This is a genomic window from Puniceibacterium sediminis (assembly GCF_900188035.1).
Classification (GTDB): Bacteria; Pseudomonadota; Alphaproteobacteria; order Rhodobacterales; family Rhodobacteraceae; genus Puniceibacterium; species Puniceibacterium sediminis.
In genome coordinates this window covers 35,042-55,796 of the sequence record NZ_FZNN01000024.1, presented here as the reverse complement: position 1 = coordinate 55,796, position 20,755 = coordinate 35,042, and the positions used below count along the sequence as shown (strand labels likewise).

General features: G+C 58.7%; 17 protein-coding genes and 1 tRNA gene. 9 read left to right on the top strand and 9 right to left on the bottom strand.

Annotation, left to right across the window (positions count from 1 at the left end; translation table 11 throughout):
• Positions 1-173: 173 nt before the first annotated feature.
• The 4 genes from CHB75_RS18835 to CHB75_RS18820 form a co-directional block, all read right to left on the bottom strand.
• Positions 174-902, bottom strand: a complete 729-nt coding sequence (locus CHB75_RS18835; protein ID WP_089273364.1) for a proteasome-type protease — start codon at positions 900-902, stop codon at positions 174-176.
• A 105-nt stretch (positions 903-1,007) separates the two neighbouring features.
• Positions 1,008-1,826 (bottom strand): transglutaminase family protein, encoded by an 819-nt coding sequence (locus tag CHB75_RS18830; protein WP_089273350.1) that lies wholly within the window; start codon positions 1,824-1,826, stop codon positions 1,008-1,010.
• A complete protein-coding gene (locus CHB75_RS18825; RefSeq protein WP_089273348.1) occupies positions 1,823-2,776 on the bottom strand; it encodes an alpha-E domain-containing protein in 954 nt (317 codons plus the stop codon). Before CHB75_RS18825 ends, CHB75_RS18830 begins: the two co-directional genes overlap by 4 nt.
• Positions 2,777-2,780: 4 nt before the next feature.
• Positions 2,781-4,205, bottom strand: a complete 1,425-nt coding sequence (locus CHB75_RS18820; protein WP_089273346.1) for a circularly permuted type 2 ATP-grasp protein — start codon at positions 4,203-4,205, stop codon at positions 2,781-2,783.
• Positions 4,206-4,696: 491 nt separating this feature from the next.
• On the opposite strand from CHB75_RS18820, the gene urtA reads away from it, so the two are divergent.
• The 6 genes from urtA to selD all read left to right on the top strand — a co-directional run bounded on the left by urtA (position 4,697) and on the right by selD (position 12,984).
• A complete protein-coding gene (gene urtA, locus CHB75_RS18815; RefSeq protein WP_089273344.1) occupies positions 4,697-5,983 on the top strand; it encodes an urea ABC transporter substrate-binding protein in 1,287 nt (428 codons plus the stop codon).
• Positions 5,984-6,062: 79 nt separating this feature from the next.
• Entirely contained in the window at positions 6,063-8,027 is a 1,965-nt protein-coding gene (gene urtB / locus CHB75_RS18810; protein WP_089273342.1) for an urea ABC transporter permease subunit UrtB, read from the top strand.
• 70 nt (positions 8,028-8,097) lie between these two features.
• Positions 8,098-9,270, top strand: a complete 1,173-nt coding sequence (gene urtC, locus CHB75_RS18805; RefSeq protein WP_089273340.1) for an urea ABC transporter permease subunit UrtC — start codon at positions 8,098-8,100, stop codon at positions 9,268-9,270.
• Positions 9,270-10,010 (top strand): urea ABC transporter ATP-binding protein UrtD, encoded by a 741-nt coding sequence (gene urtD / locus CHB75_RS18800; protein ID WP_089273362.1) that lies wholly within the window; start codon positions 9,270-9,272, stop codon positions 10,008-10,010. Before urtC ends, urtD begins: the two co-directional genes overlap by 1 nt.
• Before the next feature lie 3 nt (positions 10,011-10,013).
• A complete protein-coding gene (urtE, locus tag CHB75_RS18795; protein ID WP_089273338.1) occupies positions 10,014-10,709 on the top strand; it encodes an urea ABC transporter ATP-binding subunit UrtE in 696 nt (231 codons plus the stop codon).
• A gap of 109 nt (positions 10,710-10,818) precedes the next feature.
• Complete coding sequence (gene selD, locus CHB75_RS18790; RefSeq protein ID WP_089273336.1) at positions 10,819-12,984, top strand: selenide, water dikinase SelD; 2,166 nt, start codon at positions 10,819-10,821, stop codon at positions 12,982-12,984.
• Here selD and mnmH read toward each other — a convergent pair.
• Entirely contained in the window at positions 12,963-14,024 is a 1,062-nt protein-coding gene (gene mnmH / locus CHB75_RS18785) for a tRNA 2-selenouridine(34) synthase MnmH (RefSeq protein WP_089273360.1), read from the bottom strand. The two genes, selD and mnmH, sit on opposite strands and share 22 nt — an antisense overlap.
• A gap of 159 nt (positions 14,025-14,183) precedes the next feature.
• Between mnmH and CHB75_RS18780 the strand changes: the two genes are divergently transcribed.
• A tRNA-Phe gene (locus CHB75_RS18780) sits at positions 14,184-14,258 on the top strand.
• Positions 14,259-14,782: 524 nt separating this feature from the next.
• Here the strand turns inward: CHB75_RS18780 and CHB75_RS18775 are convergent.
• The 4 genes from CHB75_RS18775 to CHB75_RS18760 all read right to left on the bottom strand — a co-directional run bounded on the left by CHB75_RS18775 (position 14,783) and on the right by CHB75_RS18760 (position 19,897).
• Positions 14,783-15,850, bottom strand: coding sequence for an IS110 family RNA-guided transposase (locus CHB75_RS18775; protein WP_089273334.1), 1,068 nt, complete (start codon positions 15,848-15,850; stop codon positions 14,783-14,785).
• Between the two features lie 516 nt (positions 15,851-16,366).
• Positions 16,367-18,136, bottom strand: coding sequence for a DUF262 domain-containing protein (locus tag CHB75_RS18770; RefSeq protein WP_089273332.1), 1,770 nt, complete (start codon positions 18,134-18,136; stop codon positions 16,367-16,369).
• 465 nt (positions 18,137-18,601) lie between these two features.
• Positions 18,602-19,234, bottom strand: coding sequence for a transmembrane anchor protein (locus CHB75_RS18765; protein WP_089273330.1), 633 nt, complete (start codon positions 19,232-19,234; stop codon positions 18,602-18,604).
• A gap of 12 nt (positions 19,235-19,246) precedes the next feature.
• Positions 19,247-19,897 carry a HupE/UreJ family protein gene (locus CHB75_RS18760; RefSeq protein ID WP_245841069.1) on the bottom strand — a complete coding sequence of 217 codons (651 nt, stop codon included), beginning with the start codon at positions 19,895-19,897 and terminating at the stop codon, positions 19,247-19,249.
• Positions 19,898-20,172: 275 nt separating this feature from the next.
• On the opposite strand from CHB75_RS18760, the gene CHB75_RS18755 reads away from it, so the two are divergent.
• Together CHB75_RS18755 and CHB75_RS18750 are read left to right on the top strand one after the other, a co-directional pair.
• Positions 20,173-20,430, top strand: a complete 258-nt coding sequence (locus CHB75_RS18755) for a hypothetical protein (protein WP_141135151.1) — start codon at positions 20,173-20,175, stop codon at positions 20,428-20,430.
• Between the two features lie 42 nt (positions 20,431-20,472).
• Entirely contained in the window at positions 20,473-20,751 is a 279-nt protein-coding gene (locus CHB75_RS18750) for a metal-sensing transcriptional repressor (protein WP_089273324.1), read from the top strand.
• The last annotated feature ends 4 nt before the right edge of the window (positions 20,752-20,755 follow it).

The following is a 20,755-nucleotide window of genomic DNA, read 5'->3' as shown; positions in this document are numbered from 1 at the left end:
ATCACGGCAAAACTCGTCTGTCTATCTCGTTGCCATTCCTTGTCTCCTTCATCGCAAACATTGCTCGAAAGAGACCGGAAATAAACACTGGCAAGTCCACTGCCCGTTTGGGGCGGAAATGATTCACAAGATCCTTCGCTTACGATGGCGGTTGGCGCGGTCAAACGCGAGCGTCAGACAGTATCGATCTGCTGGAAACCGTCCTTCAGAGCCTTGGACCAAGCGCTACTCATCTTGGCAAAACCTTCGTCGGTGGCCTCGATCCGTCGCAGTTCGGAAACTTCTAGCGCGTCTGTCTTGATCACTGCCAGATCCAGCGGCATTCCGACGCTGAGGTTGGAGCGCAGCGTCGAATCCATCGAAAGAAGCACCGCCTTCTGCGCTTCGGCGAGCGAGGTTTCCGGCGTGATTACACGGTCCAAGATAGGCTTGCCGTACTTGTGCTCGCCTATTTGCAGATAAGGCGTGTCGGCAGTCGCTTCGATAAAGTTGCCTTCTTTGTAGATCAGGAACATCCGCATCGGGCCACCCTTGCGCTGACCTGCAACGATCATCGATGCGCTTGCGCCCTGGTTCATGCGGTTGACCTTGTTGGACACCTCGACAGTGACGTCTGACAGCGTATTGCCGACAATCTGTGCCACCTTGAGCATGGTTGGCGCCTTCAGAATCGAGGCGTTTTCGTCGGCATCCGGGTCCTCGGCGGCATCCGTCAGGCGGGCAATCGCTGTCTGTGTCACAGACAGGCTGCCAGCTGTCATGATCGCGACTACCCGTTCGCCGGGAACCGAGAACGTGAACATCTTCCGGTAAATTGCAATGTTGTCGAGCCCCGCGTTGGTTCGCGTATCCGACAAAAGCACAACTCCGGCGTCGAGAAGCAAACCGACACAATATGTCATCGAACCCATACCCCTCCGATGGTTTGCAGCACTGCTAGTCCCAATCGCGACCTGCTGCAATGCGCTCGCTGAAATCCAGCCTGCCACAAAGGTGTGGAAACTGTATTACTGCTGATGTTGCGACATTACAGCGACTGAGACGTCCAGATGTTCCTCAACTCCGGCATTCATGATACCGCGAATGGGCGCTGCATCCAGTGCGTCATATCCCGAACAGAGGCGGATATAACGTTCGTCGGGACAGCAGCGGTTGGAGGCGTCAAAGCCGACCCATCCCAGCCCCGGCACGAAAAGCTCAGCCCAGGCATGGCTTGCCTCGCCCATCGCGTCCCCGCCCGAATGCAAATAACCAGCAACGTAACGTGCCGGAATTTCGGCAGCATGGGCTACGGCGATCAACGCATGAGCGTGATCCTGACAAACACCCCTCCCCCCTGCCAGCGCTTCGGCGGCGGTGGTCACTTCCCCGGTTTCACCGGGCACGTATTCGATGGCTTCGTTCACCGCTCGGGCCAGCGCGTGGGCGCGGTTTAACGCTGAATCGTCTGCCATCCCGTCCAATGCCGTCACCGAGAGATCGCGCAGTGCAACATCAGGCCGGATCATCCGCGTTGAACGCAGGTAGGTTGTCGGCGGAACGGATTCACGATGATCGCGCAGCACCCCAAACAGATCCAGTGTCTCCACCTCGCCGGTCACTTCGATCACCAGTTCGTCGACCGGACCACGGACCGAAATCGTCTCGACCATGTCTCCGGCCGAGTCCCGAAACGCCGCGCCTCGGATGGCGTCACCCGTGTTCACCTTCCAGGACAGGACCTTCTGGCTGGCGCAGGTCGACGGGATCAGCTTGTGCGTCTGCACAAGCCAGCGGGCGGGCGTGTCGAAAGAGTAGCGTGTGACGTGCTTGACGCTCAGCCTCATGTCGGCATCCCCTGCAAATAGGTTTCCTGGACGGTATGGGCCAATTCGCCGTTCTGACGCATGAACCGCATCAGGAACTCGTGAAGCCCTTCATCGAAGATATCCTTTACCTGAGCCTCGGCTAGTTCGGAAAGGATCTCGTGTACCTTGGTCTGTGCGGGAGTAACACTGCCGTAGACGCGCCCGATGTGGTCAAGATGCCCGCTGGTCTGAGAGATCGCGGACAGCAGCGAGCGCGGGAACATCCGGTTGAGGATCAGGAAATCGGCAATCTTGGCCGCCGAAAGCTCTCCGGGATAGGTCCAATTAAAGGCGCGATGCGCTGACATCGACCGAAGCAACGTCACCCATTGCGACTGGTCCAGACCAGATCCGATGTAGCTGACATTCGGCAGCAGGACGTAATATTTCACGTCCAGCAGGCGCGAGGTATTGTCCCCGCGCTCGATCCCGAAGCCAGTGCCCATGAAATGATAGCCGTCGCTACGGAGTTGGGTCGTTTCGATACAGCCCCGGATCAGCGCGGTGGACCGCAGGGTCCATTCCGTCAGATCGCTGAGTTCCAGTTTGGACCGTTCGGTGCGCTGAAACTGCTTAAGTTCCTGAAAGGCGCCGTTGATCGCATCCCAGACCGACGATGTCAGCGCTGTACGCACAACCCGCGCATTTTCCCGCGCCATGTTCATGCACGACAGCACCGAAGACGGGTTGTCCGCATCAAAGAACAGGAAGGTTTCTATATTGCGCTGAACCGCGTCGCTGTATTTGTCGTTGAACATTTCCAGCGTGCCATTGGCTTGCAGGATCGCCTCCCAGTCGTTGCGAAATCCGCCGCCAATGTCTGGCATCAGCGCGTTTCGCCCGCCCACTTCCAGCAGCCGCGCGGTGGTTTCGGCGCGTTCGATGTAGCGCGCCATCCAGTAAAGGTGATTGGCCGTCCGACTCAGCATGTTGTCACTCCGCCAATACCCATGTGTCTTTTACCCCGCCGCCCTGACTGGAATTCACCACCAGAGAGCCTTCGGTCATCGCCACACGGGTCAGACCACCGGGCACGAGTTCAATCGTTTCACCCACCAGACAATAAGGCCGCAGGTCCACGTGGCGCGGCGCGATGCCTGCGTCCACGAATGTCGGACAAGCGGACAGCGACAGTGTGGGTTGAGCGATGTAATTGCCGGGATTTTCGATGATTTTCTGGCGGAAAAGTTCGATCGTGCTCTTGTCTGATGCGGGGCCGACCAGCATGCCGTAACCGCCGGAACCGTGGACCTCCTTGACCACCAGCTCAGCAAGATGTTCCAGAACGTATTTGTAATCATCCTTTTTGGCGCATTGCCAGGTCGGGACGTTTTCCAGGATGGGCGCTTCCCCCAGATAAAAGCGGATCATCTCTGGGACGTAGGTGTAGATGGCCTTGTCATCCGCAACGCCGGCGCCGGGGCAGGAACAGATGTTCACACCGCCCGAGCGATAAACCGACATCAGCCCCGGCACACCCAGCATGGAATCCGGCCGAAAGCACAGTGGGTCGATAAAGTGGTCATCCAGTCGGCGATAGATGACGTCGACCTTCTTGGGACCTTCTGTGGTTCTCATCCAGACGAAATCGCCCTCGACGAACAGATCTTGTCCTTCGACCAGCTCGACCCCCATGAGGTCCGCGAGGAAGGAATGTTCGTAGTAGGCACTGTTAAACTGGCCGGGGGTCAGGATGACCACGGTTGGTTCAGAGTCGCATTTCTCCGGCGCGACCGACGCGAGTGTCTTTTTCAGCAAGCGGGCATAGCCGTCGACTGGCGCAATACGGTTTTCCACGAACAGCTGCGGGAACATCCGCATCATGATCTCGCGGTTTTGTAGCATATAGCTAACACCTGAGGGCGTGCGGCAGTTGTCTTCGAGCACAAAGAACTGGTCGGCCCCGGTGCGCACAATGTCGATCCCGACGATATGGGAATAGACGTTGCGCGGCGGGCGGAACCCGATCGCAGCCTTCTCGAACGCCTCGTTGCGGGTGACCAGATGTTCCGGAATGCGGCCGGCCTTGATGATCTCGCGCCGGTCATAGACATCGGCCAGAAACGCGTTCAGTGCCGCGGCACGCTGACGGATTCCGCGGTCGAGCTTGCGCCATTCACTGCTGGTGAAGACCCGGGGGAACATGTCGAAAGGAATAAGCCGTTCGGGGTCACCGCCCTCGCCGTAGACCGCAAAGGTGATGCCGACGCGTTTAAAAAGGTTCTCGGCTTCGCTCTGCTTGAGGGTGCGCAGATCGTCGGGCATGGATTTGTGCCAGCGTTCGAGGCTTTGATAAGCCGCGCGCACCTCAGCACCGTTGAGCATTTCATTGAACACGAGGTTATTCCGTCCGTTCATGAGTGTAAGTCGTTCAACAAGAACACATCATCTGTGCCTAGGTAAGTAAATTCGATAATCCTGCAGCATGGCAATGGCCTTTGGAATCGCCGCATATTTAAGCGGCGCTTCGAGCATCAAACGCACAACGCGACCTGAACAGAGGTAATTTCACCCAGAAACCGTAGCCGTCACCTCCCGGCAAAACGGATTTCACGCAACACTATTCACATATGCCCAAATATATACCGCGCGCCACGTAAACCGCCCACAAAAAAAGCAAACGCTCACAAGCCCGTTCAGCGACTGACAGGATTTGTAGCAAGTGCCTCCCTCCAAGCCCACCTTGAGAGCGCGCTTCCGAAATGGAGGCACACCATGACGCGCGGCTGCATTAATGGCTGCCCGCGACCAAAACAAACACGCTGCGGCGGGAAGACGGGCGGGTTTCCGCATCGGGGACAACCCCGCGACGCGTCTCCGACATGCTGCACCACAACGGGATGGACTAAATGTTTTCCAAGCTTTCAATCACGGCTCTCGCAACCACGGCCCTAGTTGGCCTTGCCAGTGCCGCTGCGGCGCAGGACTGCCCGATCAAGGTCGGCGTACTGCACTCATTGTCCGGCACCATGGCGATTTCCGAAACGACGCTCAAAGACACCATGCTGATGCTGATCGAAAAGCAGAACGAAAAGGGCGGTGTTCTGGGTTGCCAGCTGGAAGCTGTGGTCAAGGACCCGGCCTCGGATTGGCCGCTGTTTGCCGAAAAGGCACGCGAACTGATCTCCAACGACGAAGTGGTCGTGACCTTCGGCAGCTGGACCTCTTCCAGCCGCAAGGCCGTGCTGCCGATTCTGGAAGAGCTGAACGCGCTCTACTTCTACCCGGTGCAATACGAAGGCGAAGAAAGCTCGCGCAACGTGTTTTACACCGGCGCCGCGCCGAACCAGCAGGCGATCCCTGCCGTGGATTACTTCCTCGAAGAACTGGGCGTTGAAAAATTCGCCCTGCTCGGCACCGACTACGTCTATCCGCGCACGACGAACCGCATTCTTGAATCCTATCTCAAGGACAAGGGCATCGCCGCCGAAGACATCTTTGTGAACTACACCCCCTTCGGTCAGTCCGACTGGGCGACAATCGTGTCCGACGTCGTGGCACTGGGCGCGGACGGCAAACAGGTCGGCGTTATCTCGACCATCAACGGCGACGCCAACATCGGTTTCTACAAGGAACTGGCGGCCGCAAACGTATCCGCCGATGACATCCCCGTCGTGGCCTTCTCGGTCGGCGAAGAGGAACTGTCGGGTCTGGATACCTCCAACCTCGTCGGCCACCTGGCTGCATGGAACTACTTCATGACTGCCGACACCCCCGCGAACGCAGAGTTCATCTCGGCATGGCACGCCTATATCGGCGACGAAAAGCGCGTGACCAATGACCCGATGGAGGCCCACTATATTGGCTTCAACATGTGGGTGAACGCGGTCGAAGCCGCTGGCACGACCGATGTCGACGCCGTGCGCGAAGCGATGTGGGGCCAGGAGTTCCCGAACCTGACCGGCGGCACCGCCGTCATGGGCACCAACCACCACCTGTCCAAGCCGGTCCTGATCGGCGAAATCCGTGCTGACGGTCAGTTCGACATCATCTCGCAGACCGAGCCGGTACCGGGCGACGCCTGGACCGACTTCCTGCCGGAATCCGCTGTTCTGACCTCGGATTGGAAAGAGCTTGGCTGCGGCATGTACAACACCCAGACCGAAACCTGCGTTCAGATGAAATCCAACTACTGATCCAGTGTTTCGCGGGCGCGGCCCCTCCCTGCCGCGCCCGCATTTTCTTTTGCACGACCCATCATGACAGGCGGTTCTCATGCTTCGCGCGCTCATCATTGCCTTGGCGCTTTGCCTACCTGTGTCCGTGGCGCACGCCCAAAGCACGGGACAAAGCCCGACCGAGGACCTTCAGACCGTCCTGCAACGCCACGCCGACGAAGTGGCAAATCCCGGGCGTCGCAGCGTCGGTGATCTGATCGCAGACCTTGTCGGCTCGGGGCAGCCCAACGTCGCGACATTCCTCGAACGCTGGCAAGATAAGGGCGTCTATCAACGCTCCACCGATGGTTTGTTCTTCTATGCCAAACGGCAGGGCGACGAGTATGCCCTGACCAACATGACCACCGGCGAGCCTGCTGGCAGTGTACCCACTGATATCATGACCGAAATCCGCCCCAATGGCGGCGTGCGTCGTGTCATCGGTGCCGCGCTCGTGCAGTTCCAGCTGTCCGATCCCGACCGGGCCCGCCGCGTCGCCGCTCTTGATGCCATCTCGCGCAGCCCGGATGCGGACCAGATTGAACCCCTGCGCGACTCGATCGAAGGCGAGGGCGATCCGGTCCTCAGACTCCGAAAGGAGCGTCTGGCCGGCCATCTGCGCGCCCGTTTTGGCAAATCGACCGATGACCGGATCGGCGCGATCAATGAACTATCTTCGGCGCTGGACGTCGAAACCCGCTCGGTTCTGAACCTGATCCTGACGACAACGTCCGAAGTTGCGGCCTCGGTGCCCGAGGGCACCAATGTGGCCCGCATTCTTGGCGTCGGCACTGACATATCCGAGGCAGAAGCCTACGCCCGCCTCGTCTCTGCTAACCTGGCCCCCGCCCCGATCCCCCGGGATGCGATCAAGGCCGCACTGACCGCGAACATCACCGATGGCCGCGTCGGCGGTATTCCCGTCGGCCAGCTTGGCAGCGAAGCCAGCCGCACTGCGGCCTACGATGCCCTTGCCGCCGCGGGCACCGTCCCGCCCTCGGTCACAGCAGAGATCCGGAGAGCCGCCCTGGCCTCGAACATCTTCTATGACGCCTACACCGAAAAGGACGCAGCGGTCACCGACGCCGCCCGCGCGGCCTTGGACGAGGTTGAGGCCCGCGTCGCGCGCTACCAGATCATCGACATCAGCATGGACGCACTTTCGCTCGCCTCGATCTATTTCCTTGCCGCCATTGGCCTTGCCATCACCTTTGGCGTCATGGGCGTGATCAACATGGCGCATGGCGAATTCATCATGATGGGCGCCTATACCGGCTATGTGGTCCAGCTATTCATTCCGGACTACACCATCTCCCTGCTCGTCGCTCTGCCACTGGCTTTTGCCGTGACGTTCGGGGCCGGTGTGGCGATGGAGCGATTGGTGATCCGTCACCTCTACCACCGCCCGCTTGAAACCCTGCTGGCGACCTTCGGCATTTCCATCGCTCTGCAGCAATTGGCCAAGAATATCTTCGGCACGCAGGCGCGCCCGCTAACCTCTCCGGGCTGGCTGGATGGTGCATGGGTGATCAACGATGTGGTGCAGATCGCGAATATCCGCATCGCGATATTCGTTCTGGCGCTGATTTTCCTCGGCCTCATCCTCTTTGTGCTCAAACGCACCCGCCTCGGGCTCGAAGTCCGCTCTGTCACCCAGAACCCCGGCATGGCGGCGTCGATGGGCATCAACCCCGACCGCATCAACATGCTGACCTTTGGCCTCGGCTCCGGTATCGCCGGTATCGCCGGCGTCGCCATCGGCCTTTACGCCAAGGTCACATCGGAAATGGGTTCTGACTATATCGTGCAAAGCTTCATGACCGTCGTGGTCGGCGGCGTCGGTAACGTCTGGGGCACTCTCGCAGGCGCCAGCCTGATCGGCGGCCTGCAAAAGGGCATCGAATTCTTCAACCCGTCCAACACACTTGCGGCGCAGACCTACATGATCCTGTTCATCATCCTGTTCATTCAGTTCCGCCCAAAGGGCATCGTCGCCCTCAAGGGCCGGGCGGCGGGGGATTGATCATGGCAAGTTCCATCCTCCTCCCGCCCCGAACTGTAACAGACATCCACCACCCGACAGGAGCGATGACATGACCCAGGGTTTCCTGTCGAAAAACCCCTCAGTTCTATGGTTTCTGGCCGCACTGGGCCTCTTTACCCTCTGCGTCACGGTCCTGTCTGAAACGGCCGGCGTCGGTCTGCTTTCCACCAGCTTTATCAAGACACTGGGCAAGACCCTGTGCCTCTGCCTCATTGCCGTGGCGATGGACGTGGTCTGGGGCTATTGCGGCATCCTCAGCCTTGGCCATTTCGCCTTTTTCGGGATCGGCGGTTACGCCATCGGCATGTGGCTGATGTATGCGCGCACCGAGATCATCGTCATACGCAGCCTCAACTCCGCCGCGATCCCGCCAACCCCGGAAGAGATTACCGATGCCGTCGGCCAGCAGATCTTTGGTGTTGTCGGCGCCACGGATTTCCCCTGGCTCTGGGCTTTCTCGGATTCGCTGTTCCTGCAATTGCTGATGGTCGTGCTTGTTCCCGGTCTGCTTGCACTGGCCTTTGGCTGGCTGGCCTTCCGCAGCCGCGTCACCGGCGTGTACCTGTCGATCCTGACGCAGGCGATGACACTCGCCCTGTCGCTCTATCTGTTCCAGAACGACAGCGGTCTGCGCGGCAACAACGGCCTTTCCGGGCTGCAGAACATCCCCGGCTTCGAAAAGACGCCTCAGGCGGTGATCTCTCTGTGGTTCTTCTGGGCCTCGGCCCTCGCCCTCGGTCTTGGCTATGTGCTCTTTGCCTGGGTCGTTTCGGGCAAGATGGGCAGCGTGATCCGCGGAATCCGCGACAATGAATCCCGCGTGCGGTTCCTTGGGTATCACGTGGAAACCTACAAACTTTTCGTCTTCACTCTTACCGCCATCGTCTCTGGCATCGCTGGTGCGCTTTATTACCCTCAGGCCGGTATCATCAACCCGGCAGAAGTCGCGCCCATCGCCTCGATCTACCTCGCGGTCTGGGTCGCCATCGGCGGTCGCGGGCGGCTTTACGGGGCAATTCTGGGCGCGGCAGTCGTTTCGCTGCTGTCCTCCTGGTTCACGGGCGGCGGCGCACCAAACATCCCGCTCGGGTTCTACACGATCCAGTGGACCGACTGGTGGCTGGTCCTGCTCGGCTTCAGCTTTGTCGCCGTCACGCTGTTCTTTCCCAAAGGCATCGGCGGGTTGTTCGATCTGGTTGTGCGCAAGGGGGATCAGAAATGATGAATACCCTGCTTGAGCTTTCCGGCGTCTCGGTCTCCTTCGATGGTTTCCGCGCGATCAACAACCTCAGCTTTCAAATCGGAGAGCCGGAGTTGCGCGCCATCATCGGACCGAATGGCGCGGGCAAGACGACCTTCATGGACATTATCACCGGCAAAACCCGCCCCGATGAAGGGCGCGTAATCTTTGGCGAAAAATCTGTCTCTCTGCTGAAAATGTCGGAAAGCCAGATCGCCCGGTCAGGCATCGGCCGCAAGTTCCAGAAACCCACGGTGTTCGAGGCACAGACCGTGCGCGAAAACCTTGCCATGGCGCTGTCCAACCCGCGCGGGCCGTTTGATGTGCTGCTTCACCGCAAGACGCCGACAGGCGCCCATCGCATCGAAGAGCTCGCCGCAGAGATCGGTCTGATCGACCACCTCACCCGCCGCTCGGGCGAGCTGAGCCATGGGCAGAAGCAATGGCTTGAGATCGGGATGCTGCTGGCGCAGGATCCGCGGCTTTTGCTGGTCGATGAACCTGCGGCCGGCATGACCCCGGCAGAACGCGAACACACGACCGACCTGCTGAAACGCGCCGCTCAGACCCGCGCCGTTGTGGTGGTCGAACATGACATGGAATTCGTACGCCGCCTCGACTGCAAGGTCACGGTGCTGCACGAAGGCTCTGTCCTCGCTGAAGGCTCGCTTGATCATGTCACCAAGAACAAGGACGTCATCGACGTCTACCTCGGAAGGTAAGCCATGCTGAGCGTCGACAACCTCACCCTCCATTACGGCCAAAGCCAGATCCTGCACGGCATTTCCCTGACAGCCAAACCCGGTGAGGTGACGGCCGTCATGGGCACCAACGGGGTGGGCAAGACTTCCCTGCTCAAGGCCATCGCCGGGCGGCACCCCTATTCCGGTGGCACCATGACGCTGGACGGGACTCTGCTGGACCATCCGACCGCCTACAGGGCGGCGCGTGCAGGGATCGCCTATGTACCGCAAGGCCGCGAGGTTTTTCCGCTGATGACCGTGATGGAGAATCTTGAATCCGGCTTCGCCTGCCTGCCGAAATCCGAGCATCAGGTGCCGGACCATATTTGGGAACTTTTCCCGATCCTCAAGGAATTCATCCACCGTCGTGGCGGCGACCTTTCGGGCGGACAGCAGCAGCAGCTTGCCATCGCCCGCGCCCTGATCACCAAGCCCCGTGTCCTGCTTCTGGACGAACCGACCGAAGGCATCCAGCCCAACATCATCCAGCAGATCGGGCGTGTGATTTCGAAACTGCGCGATCAGGGTGATATGGCGATCATTCTGGTCGAGCAGTATTTCGACTTCACCTACGGGCTTGCCGACAGTTTTTTTGCCGTCAACCGGGGGGCGGTTGTGCTCGAAGGCCCAAGGGCCGAGATTGATCGCGAAACCTTGCTGGCCCGCGTATCGATCTGACGTCAGATCGCGGCTCTATCAATTGCGCGTGCAGACCTCAGCGGCTGCCGCCTCGGGCCAAGACATTCCTGCCTGCGCATGCTAGATCGCCGCCAACACGGAGATCCCCATGCACCAGCCGCCCCTGCCCCTCACACGTGACCTCCTTCTGATCGGTGGCGGGCATACCCACGCCCTTGTCCTGCGGAAATGGGGAATGACCCCCCTGCCCGGCGTCCGGCTGACGCTGGTCAATCCCGGGCCGACCGCACCATATTCCGGCATGCTGCCCGGACACATCGCAGGGCATTACAGCCGGGACGCACTGGATATCGACCTTGTGAAACTGGCGCGGTTCGCCGGGGCCCGGCTTGTGAACGGGGCAGTGGACGGGATTGATCTGACCACCCGGACCGTGAACGTTCCAGATCGACCCGCAATCGGCTTTGACGTGCTTTCGGTCGATATCGGAATCACGAGTGCGATGCCCACGGTTCCGGGGTTTTCGGAACACGCTGTGCCGGCGAAACCCCTCGGGCCGTTCGCTTCGGCCTGGGATCACTATCTGAACACTGATGGCCCGGCCTCGATCGCGGTCATCGGCGGCGGCGTGGCGGGTGCTGAAATCGCCATGGCGATGGCTTTTGCGCTGCGCAGCCGCGGCCGTCCCTATGCGATCCACCTTCTAGACCGTTCCAAGATACTCGGCGGCCTTGGCGGCGCGACGGCGCGCAAAATCCTCGCCTCGCTCGATTCCCTGGATATCCAACTGCACGAAAACACCCGCATCGCTGCGGTGACCAACACCTCCGTGACTCTGGACAACGGCACGCAAATCCCCGCCGGTTTTGTCACCGGTGCCGCAGGCGCGCGGCCCTATGACTGGCTACAGACATCCGGCCTGACCTTGCACGATGGGTACATCACCGTCGACACCCGCCTGTGCAGCAGCGACGCTGCCATCTTTGCCGCGGGGGATTGTGCGCACTTTGCTGCAGACCCCAGACCAAAGGCCGGGGTCTTTGCCGTGCGGCAGGCACCGGTGCTCTACCACAACCTTCGCGCCACACTTATCGGCACAGGCAGGCTGCGGTCCTACCGGCCGCAACGTGACTATCTCAAGCTCATCTCGATGGGCGGCAAGATGGCCGTCGCCGAACGCTTTGGTCTGCCCCTGTCCGGGCCGCTCATGTGGCGCTGGAAGGACCATATCGACCAGAAATTCATGCGCAAATTCACGATCTATCCGGTCATGCGCCAGCCCGCCCTGCCCTGGCCACGCGCCGCAGAGATGCAAGAGGCGCTTGGGCCCAAACCCATGTGCGGCGGCTGCGGCGCCAAGGTCGGTCGCGGCACCCTCAATGCCGTTCTGCGGGATCTGCCGCCACATCAGCGCAGCGATATCACTGCCCTGCCGGGGGACGATGCAGCGCTTTTGCGGATGGGACAGACGCGGCAGGTGCTTAGCACCGATCATTTGCGTTCTCTCACTGACGACCCGGACACCATGACCCGCATCACGGCAAACCACGCGCTTGGGGATGTCTGGGCCATGGGCGCGCAGCCGCAGGCGGCTTTGGTAAGCCTCGTCCTGCCACGCCTGTCAGAGACCCTGACCCGGCGGTTGCTGAGCGAAATCATGCAGACGGCTCATCAATCGATGAGTGCCGCCGGGGCCGAGATCGTCGGCGGTCACAGTTCGGTCGGAGACGAGCTGACCATCGGGTTCACCATCACCGGGCTATGCGAGGCTGATCCGATCACGCTGGCGGGCGGGCAGCCGGGCGATGTGCTGATACTGACCAAACCCATCGGCAGCGGCGTCATCATGGCCGCCGACATGGCCGGTGACGCGGCGGGGCACGACGTTATCCAGTGCCTTGACCTCATGGTGCAATCCCAGGCCCAGGCATCCCGCATCCTGTCCTGTGCCCATGCGATGACAGATGTGACCGGCTTTGGTCTGGCGGGCCACCTGCTGAGCATCTGCGAAGCTTCCGGCACTGAGGCCGAACTGCGGCTGGCCTCCATTCCACTCATGGCCGGGGCCCTTGATCTGTCAGAGCGTGGTCACCGCTCATCGCTCTATCCCCAGAACCGGAGCGCCGCGCCCCACCTGCCGGATACCGCTCGCGCGGCCCTTTTGTTCGATCCGCAGACCGCCGGTGGCCTGCTGGCGGCCGTCCCGCAGGACAGCGCATCAGAGGTGCTGAGCGCCCTCATAGCGGCCGGTTATCCCGCCGTAGCAATTGGCTGCCTCACCACGGGAATGCCTCAGATCAACGCTCCAGACTGAAACTGGTCCGCAATCCGGTTGGCCAGGGTATCCAGTGCTGACGGCGACAGACTTTGAGTATCGAATCTGGCAATGATTTCAGGTTCCACAGCTCGCATCGACTTGGCATAGGCCGGGTCATAGTGCTGCTCGGCCAGTGCCGCCGTCAGCGCCAGACGGTCTCCGGCGTCGATCAGCTTGTACCAGTGATCGACGACAGCCGCGCCCCGAAACGCCACAAGATGGCGCAGCTTGTCCCGCAGTGCCTCTCCGTCCGATAGAATATCATCGTATGCCTCAGCCAAGTAAACCGACCGTGCCGATATCGGCGCAGTAACTTCGATCCAGGGGGCCACTTTCATGGCAGCCCAGATCGAGGGCGGCACCAGAAGCTCGCCGATCTTGCTCGACTCCGCCTCGACCAACACCGGCCGGGTCGGATCCATACCGTGAAGGGCCAGAACAAGCGCGGATTCAAACGCCTTCTGACTGGGTTGTCCGCCCGGCATGCCACCCAGCAACGACCCGCGATGCCGCGCCAGCCCTTCTAGATCAAGCACCTGAACGTTCCGGTGGGCTAGACGATGCAACAGCTCGGTCTTGGCCGTCCCGGTATAGCCTCCCAACTGAATCACCCGCAGACCCAGCGGCGCATCATATAGCCGCTCTGTCACCAGCCGACGATAGGCCTTGTACCCGCCCCTGATCAGTTCGGAGCGCCAACCGATCTGCCCGAGCATCCAGGCGAAAGAACCAGAGCGTTGCCCCCCGCGCCAGCAATAGACCAGTGGCCGCCAGGCTCCATCGAACTGCGCCAGCGGCCCCTCGATATGGGCCGAGGCGTTCCGAAACACCAAGGCCGCGCCAATCTTGCGCGCCAGAAACGGGCTCTCCTGCTTGTAGATGGTGCCGACCCGGGCGCGTTCTTCGTTATCAAGCACCGGAAGGTTGATCGCCCCCGGCACATGATCCTCAGCAAATTCCGCAGGACTGCGCACGTCAATCACGGTGTCAAAGCCGTGCGTCAGGATCTGGTCAAGCTGGCTGATTTCCATTGTCATGGCCTGCATTTACTCTGGCGCGTGCCGCAGGGAAAGCGCGAAGGCGATGTAAAGCACACCTGCCGGGCCGCGCCTGCAAATTTTCCTGTTTTCTCCTCTGGACACCCGTTCAACGCTCGCCTAGAACGCCACCATCCGAACGGCTTGCCGTTCTCCCGTGCCCGGGTAGCTCAGGGGTAGAGCAGTGGATTGAAAATCCTCGTGTCGGTGGTTCGATTCCGCCCCCGGGCACCACTTCTTCCAGCTGAAGAAGAACATCGCTTGGTTTTCAACAAGCGTACGCGACAGGTGGATTCTTTGAAGGTTCTGGCTGCGATCTGGGGCGCTGGCCCCAGAACTGAGCGATCACTACTCAAAGCACATCATATCGATCACAGCACACATGACGGTGTGCTGACTCACCGAGCGAAAGTCAGAGAGCTACCCTTCGCCGAGCCACTCACGAATGTCAGCAACGCGCAGGAAGCGGTCGCTGCAAAGTTGCGAACCGTGGTCGGCCTTGATGACACGACCGGCCCAAATGTATGTGTCGGCTGCTGTTCGCAATCAAGAATTCGGCACGATTTCGGAAATCGCTCATATGTATCCGGCCTGTTGATCGGCTCGCGGGCCGTGGCCTTGATGGGGTTACGCACGCGCCGTGGTCTCACTACCGGCAAGGTCCATTACGACCATTTGGGCCGTCAGACTCTGGGGCGTATTTTCTCCGTTCCATGCTGTCCTCTCTATCGCGAACTCCTTCGTGACCGTGGAAAGCGTCAGATCGCTTCCATGGCCGCGTCTTTTGGCGCGTCAAACCGGGTGCCGTGCCGCAGAAGGCTCCAGGCGGTTCGAGCGAGCTTGTTGGCAAGCGCGATGGCCGCCTTGTTTCGTGGCATACGGGCGACCGCCTCGGTCAGCCACGATCCGAAACTGAAGTCGGACCATCGGTGTGGGCGCATCATGATTACTTTCGCCGCCTGCACGAACAACATCCTCAGGTAGCGACTGCCGCGTTTGGTGATCCGGCCGAGGATCGTTCGCCCGCCGGTGCTGAATTGTCGGGGCACCAGACCAACCCAGGCTGCAAAATCGCGCCCCCTGTCGAACGCCTCACCTTTGCCGACGGCCGCGACCATCGCCGTCGAGATCATTGGCCCGATGCCGGGTATCGTCATGATGTTGGCGCAGTTCTCTTCGGTGCGGCTGATCTCTTCGATCTCGCCGGAGACGTCCCCGATCCGTTTGTCCAGCCAGAGCCAGTCGCCGTAAAGCCCGATCAGGATGCCACGCATTCGAGGTGAGATCTCATCCCGCCGCTGTTCGAGGATCGTTTCGAAGGAATTCTTCAGCGCCCGCAGCCCCGACCTGACGGTGATGCCCTGCTCGATCAGGAAGGCCCGGATCTGGTTGATGGTGGCCGTGCGCCGCGATGCCAGCCGTGCCCGGACCCGGTGCAGGGCCTGAAGGTCGAGCTGATCCTGGTCCTTCTCTGAAACGGTCCGAAGGTTCGGCCGCAACGCGGCTTCGGCGATCGCCTCGGCGTCGTTGTAATCGTTCTTCTGGCCCTTGTTGAACGGCTTCACGTAAATCGCCGGTATGATCCGCGGCTCGAACCCCATGCCCCGCAGCGTTCGGCTGACAAAATGGGCGCTGAGGCAAGCCTCCATTCCCACGATGCAGCGTGGGAGTTGCTCAAAGGTGGCATTCAGGGCCAAGCGCTTGATCTGCTTGCGCATGACCAGTTGGCCGGCCCGGTCGAACCCGACCAGATGAAACGTGTCCTTGCCGATATCGACACCGACGACGGCAAGGTCTTCGAAGCTTCCTGACTTCTTTGCACACATGGCTACTTCTCCTTGATGCACGGTTGATCCCTCTTCAGGATAACCCAACGGTGGGGAAGCAGCCGACACATCCCATTACCGGTCATTGATCGAATGCCGCAACGCCGCGCTGCGGCTGTCTCTTTGTGAACATTCGTAAAGGGTTGTTACCCGGACGGGTCCCGACACTGCATTTACAAAATTTGAAATGGACCTTACATTATATCCAAGGTTTCGGGGTTGGCTTTAACGACATTGGCTATCGCTATTGGAAATCTTGGGGCGTGGCTTATCATCCTCTGGGTCTGCATTGACTGGTTTCTTAACTTCGATCTGAAAATGGAGGATTTCATGAAAGAAACGTTTAAAACTGGTTTGGACGTTCTCGCGGTTCTGTGGGCCTAGCTTGGTTGAGATGCTACGCCAACAAAAATGAAGACGGTTTAGGCCAAGGTCTTAGCCGATAGTTCCGCGAGGGGAGGTGCAAATCCTCCCCCCCCTACACCACATGATCTTATTTAAATTGAACGAAACAGGTTACGGATGTAGCTGTGATACCCGCCAGATCCCTGTCGCGACTATTGCAAGTTGCCGCTGTCGATTTTCAATTTGAGATCCATCCCAGTCCCAGTCCACAATGGCAAGCTGACTTGGGGGTAGTAAGTTACTATCCGCATACAGGGGCTTCTTTTGGATAAATGCTAAGTTTCCGGCGCGTCGGTTCAAGCTCTCTTCCAACAACATCATATTTCCCAATCGGTAGACTGATGAGGCAGCTTCAGTTTCTGAGAAGAGCGGCCAGTTGTCGGCGGGGTTTTCAGGTAATATATGCTCAACACTTATTTCTGAAGGAGGTGACACATAGGCAGTTTGTGAGTTCTGGGCATCTATCTTTGCAAGGATATAGCGAACGATTTGCTTGTTCCTGTTGTTCGATGTGTCAAATGCCTTCACTGAGAAGTTTGCCCTAAATACCTCATCGTTTGGATAGATCGATCTAAGTTCACGAAGCACCTCTGCGGCGCTCGTATAGCTACCTTGAGAGATACCGATTGCAACACGAGAGTAGGTTCTCTCTTGCTCATTCGCTTGCAGATTGCTTATTGCGTTGTAACGGAAGGTAATGTTGACGATGCCAGAAAGAACTTGAGAAAATCCTTCTGGAATTTTGTCCTGCATTGCCATTAACAGTGCGAAAGGCTGCCTCACACTGAACAGCTTTAATAACTTTGCGTTCTCCCGGTCTTCACCAGCCCAACCGGATTGGTCCGGTTGGGTGAGTGAGAGATAGGTTTCGACGCCATCCTCTAACCCGGTGATCAGCCTGTAAGCTTGCTCTCTATCTGCAATACTACGTTTAATTACCTTGAATAACTCAGACTGCCGAACAAACGCATGATTTGCACCCCAATACGTTCGCAGATAAGCTGTAATATTCTCCGACTGTAGTCGCTCCAGAATATCTGACCAGCGACGTTCCACTTGATCGAGCTCTCTATCATGAGCTGCACCAGCAGTGTCCCTACTAATAAGAGAGAACAAATAGTTTTTAAGAAGATCTGGAGCCGCAAGCTTTACTCCACGCGCATTTAATGTCTCAAAAACCTTATATGCATTTAACTCATCATCAACTGTGATGACAGTAAAGAACAAGCCCCGGCTTACTGTATCAATAAGCTCGGCAATAGCCACTCCGTGTTCTACTTCAGGCCGACCAGTTGCGACCAAGTACTCATTCAATCTCCGCTGAAACCACTCGGTCGCCTTTCGCATCAAGTGCTCTGACGCCTTAAAGCCTCTGGCGGGCATGTCACGAAGCGTTGTTAAATAGGTCTGGTAGTAATCGTCGTTGTTCCGGTTAAGGGTGATTTTCGAGTCCACGGAGAGAGAAACGGTATCAATTTGTCCGATATAAGTTCTCCGAATTTCACCTAAGCGAGTTTCGTTATTCGCTGGATCAATTCCTGCTTGGACAAGGTCGCGGATCTTGCGCATCCCAGACAATACCAGCAAAGACAAAGTTGTCATCCTCTGTTGACCGTCGATGATATCTAGGGTTCGGTCCGGCTTGGGCTGAAGCACAAGATATCCCATATAGTGCGCGTCCGCATCGTTACCCTGCATTAGATCATCAATGTCAGACCAAAGGTCTTCCCAATTTTCCTCTGTCCAACTGTAGTCGCGCTGAAAGCGGGGGATTTGAAAAACGCCACCACCCGCAAGTAGTTGCTTGTAGGTGTCGTTTGATGTGCTGAACGTCGTGGCAGGCATTAATTTCTCCAGAGAAGCTAAGCCGATCTGGCTCATTGCAGACCTAGCCTAGATCAGAAGTCCCAAATCTTTAAGTCCTATGGTTTATTTTTGGCTCTACGGGAGGCTTGCAATAACATAAGAACTCGGGTCAGTGTTAGAATTTCGACAGTGTGCCCGAGTTTGTTTATCCACCGAGTGGCCGCCTCCCCGCAGGACAGAATGATCATACCACAACAGCGACGAATGGGAGCTTTCCGCCCTGTCTGTTGACGGCCCCTGCTGACGACGGCCGGGGGCGAGTGTCGAGTTTGGGCTGGCTGCGGTCGCCTGCGGGCAGCACTGAGGTGGTTGTGGCCCGATGACTCCGTGCTGCGCCGCCGCAAGTCGGCTTGGAGCCCACATTACCGATATTCAGCAACGCAGCGAACGTCCGCAACGCTATAAACGCGTTCGAAAAGCCCGACTTAATTTTGAAATTGTGGATGTTGCCTCTGCACTGATCGCGGGGGCAACCCCGGTTTATTCTGGCAATTTCATGTCGCTGTAGGCACCACGCACCAGCAACGAGACCGTGACATCCTGACTGTCGCGATTTCTCCAAAACCAGCCGTGATTACCTGCAAAGGCTGCCGTCAGAACGCCTTCGTCTCCGGGAACGGCGCGGCCTTTTTCGTAGCTGATGTTTTCACCGCCTCCATCGCCATGCAGGTCGAAGTTGACGACACCTCCGTCAACGGTCCACTGGTATTCCGCTTCGGCTCCGGCCTCCATCACCAGCTTGACCTCGATCCCATCACCCGGCGCCAAGGTCACACTGTATTCGTCCGTCCATGCCTCGACGGTCTGGGCACTGGCCGAACCAACGAATAGGCCAAAAATGGCATCTCCCAAGCTTGATTGGGTTTCAGCCTCACTGCTCTCCAGTTCCATCAGCCGGTCAGCTTCCGCCTCTTCGGCCAGCTGGGTCTTGATGTCACCCATTTCGCTCAGTCCAAGGACACCGCCAATTCCAGTGGCATCAATTCCGTATTCCGACGGCAGCACGATCGTCACCAGAATGGCCGCTGCCGCAACGGCGGCGAGACCGGTCGACTTCAGAAGCAGCGCCGAGCTTGGCAGATCGTCCGGGGTGGGCTTGTTTGCATTGTGCATGTCAATTTTCCTTTAGGATTGAGCGACGAAATAGCCGGTCATCTGATACCCGATCAGAATGAAGCCAGCCGACATCATGACGACGTTTGCGGTGTAGGCGTGTTTCCAGAAGCTGCCTGACTTGCGCCAATAACCCATGACGATCAGGATCATCGCGAGTGCCAGAATCTGGCCAAGTTCCACCCCGACATTGAATGCCAGCAAGTTCGGTAGAAGGCCGTCCTGCGCGATGTCGTAGTCGAGGATCTTGGTAGCCAACCCCAGGCCATGGAAAAAGCCGAAGATCAGCGTGGCAGCCTTGGTATTGGGCTGAACACCGAACCAACGCTGGTATGCGCCCAGATTATCCAGCGCCTTGTAGACGACAGAAAGTCCGATGATAGCGTCGATCAGGTAGGAGCTGACGTTCCAGCCAAAGTAGACACCCGCCAGCATGGTCGTTGAGTGACCGATGGCAAACAGGCTGACGTAGATTGCGACGTGCTTCATCTTGTAGAGGAAGAAGACCACGCCGAAGAGGAAAAGCAGGTGATCGTAGCCGGTGACCATGTGCTTGGCCCCCAGATACATGAAGGGGATCAGCTTCATGCCGCTGACCTCCTGGATATAGCCCTTGTCACCGGCGGTGACGGCATGGGCAAACGCAGACGATGCGCAGGCCATCAGGGCCAGCACGATCGCCAGCAGGAACAGGAGTTGGGGCCGCGACGGCACCGGAACTCCCGAACCAAAGGCTCGGTTGTTTGTCATTTATGATTTCCGTTGTGTTGAGATGGAAAAAGCGTGCGCCTGAGGGCGCTATCTCAACCGCGTGGGGGTCGTTCCAAGCCAATTGGTTTGCGTCCGGAGGCTGCAAGCTGGACTATCGGCCAGCCGCGCCGGACAGGATCGAGGGCGCTCGCACCGCGCCTGGCGGGCAACAAAGCCGGACTATGATCGTGATCGGCGATATCGTGCGCGTGCCCATCGTAGGCATGGACGATGTCTACGATGTCTTCATGTATGTGGCCGTGATCGGTGGCCTCAATCTGGTGGTCCGTCACGATCTGCATAAGGTCGGCAGGATTGTGAGACAGGATCTTCGACTCGGACGCCATGACGATCCCAACCGCGAGGATGACGACCAGTGCGTATCGCAGAAAGAAGATCGCCTGTTGTTTCATGCCGCCCGATTCCGCAGGTCTTTGTCAGACTGACGCCCGCTTGCTCTATCCCCCCGGGGGGGATATCGGTTTCATATGACAGACATGACCACCCACGCAACCCACACTGATATCGTGAAGCGGCTGAAACGCGCCAATGGCCATCTGGTGAGCGTCATCGGTATGATCGAGGCCGGGCGGCCCTGCACGGATCTCGCGCAGCAGCTGCATGCAGTTGAGAAAGCGATCGCGCAAGCCAAGCGGACGCTGATTCAGGACCACATCGATCACTGTCTGGATGCCGCCATGACCGCCAATGATCCCGATGGGCCGTCAGCGGTCGCCGAATTCAAGGCTATCGTCAAATATCTGTAGGGTA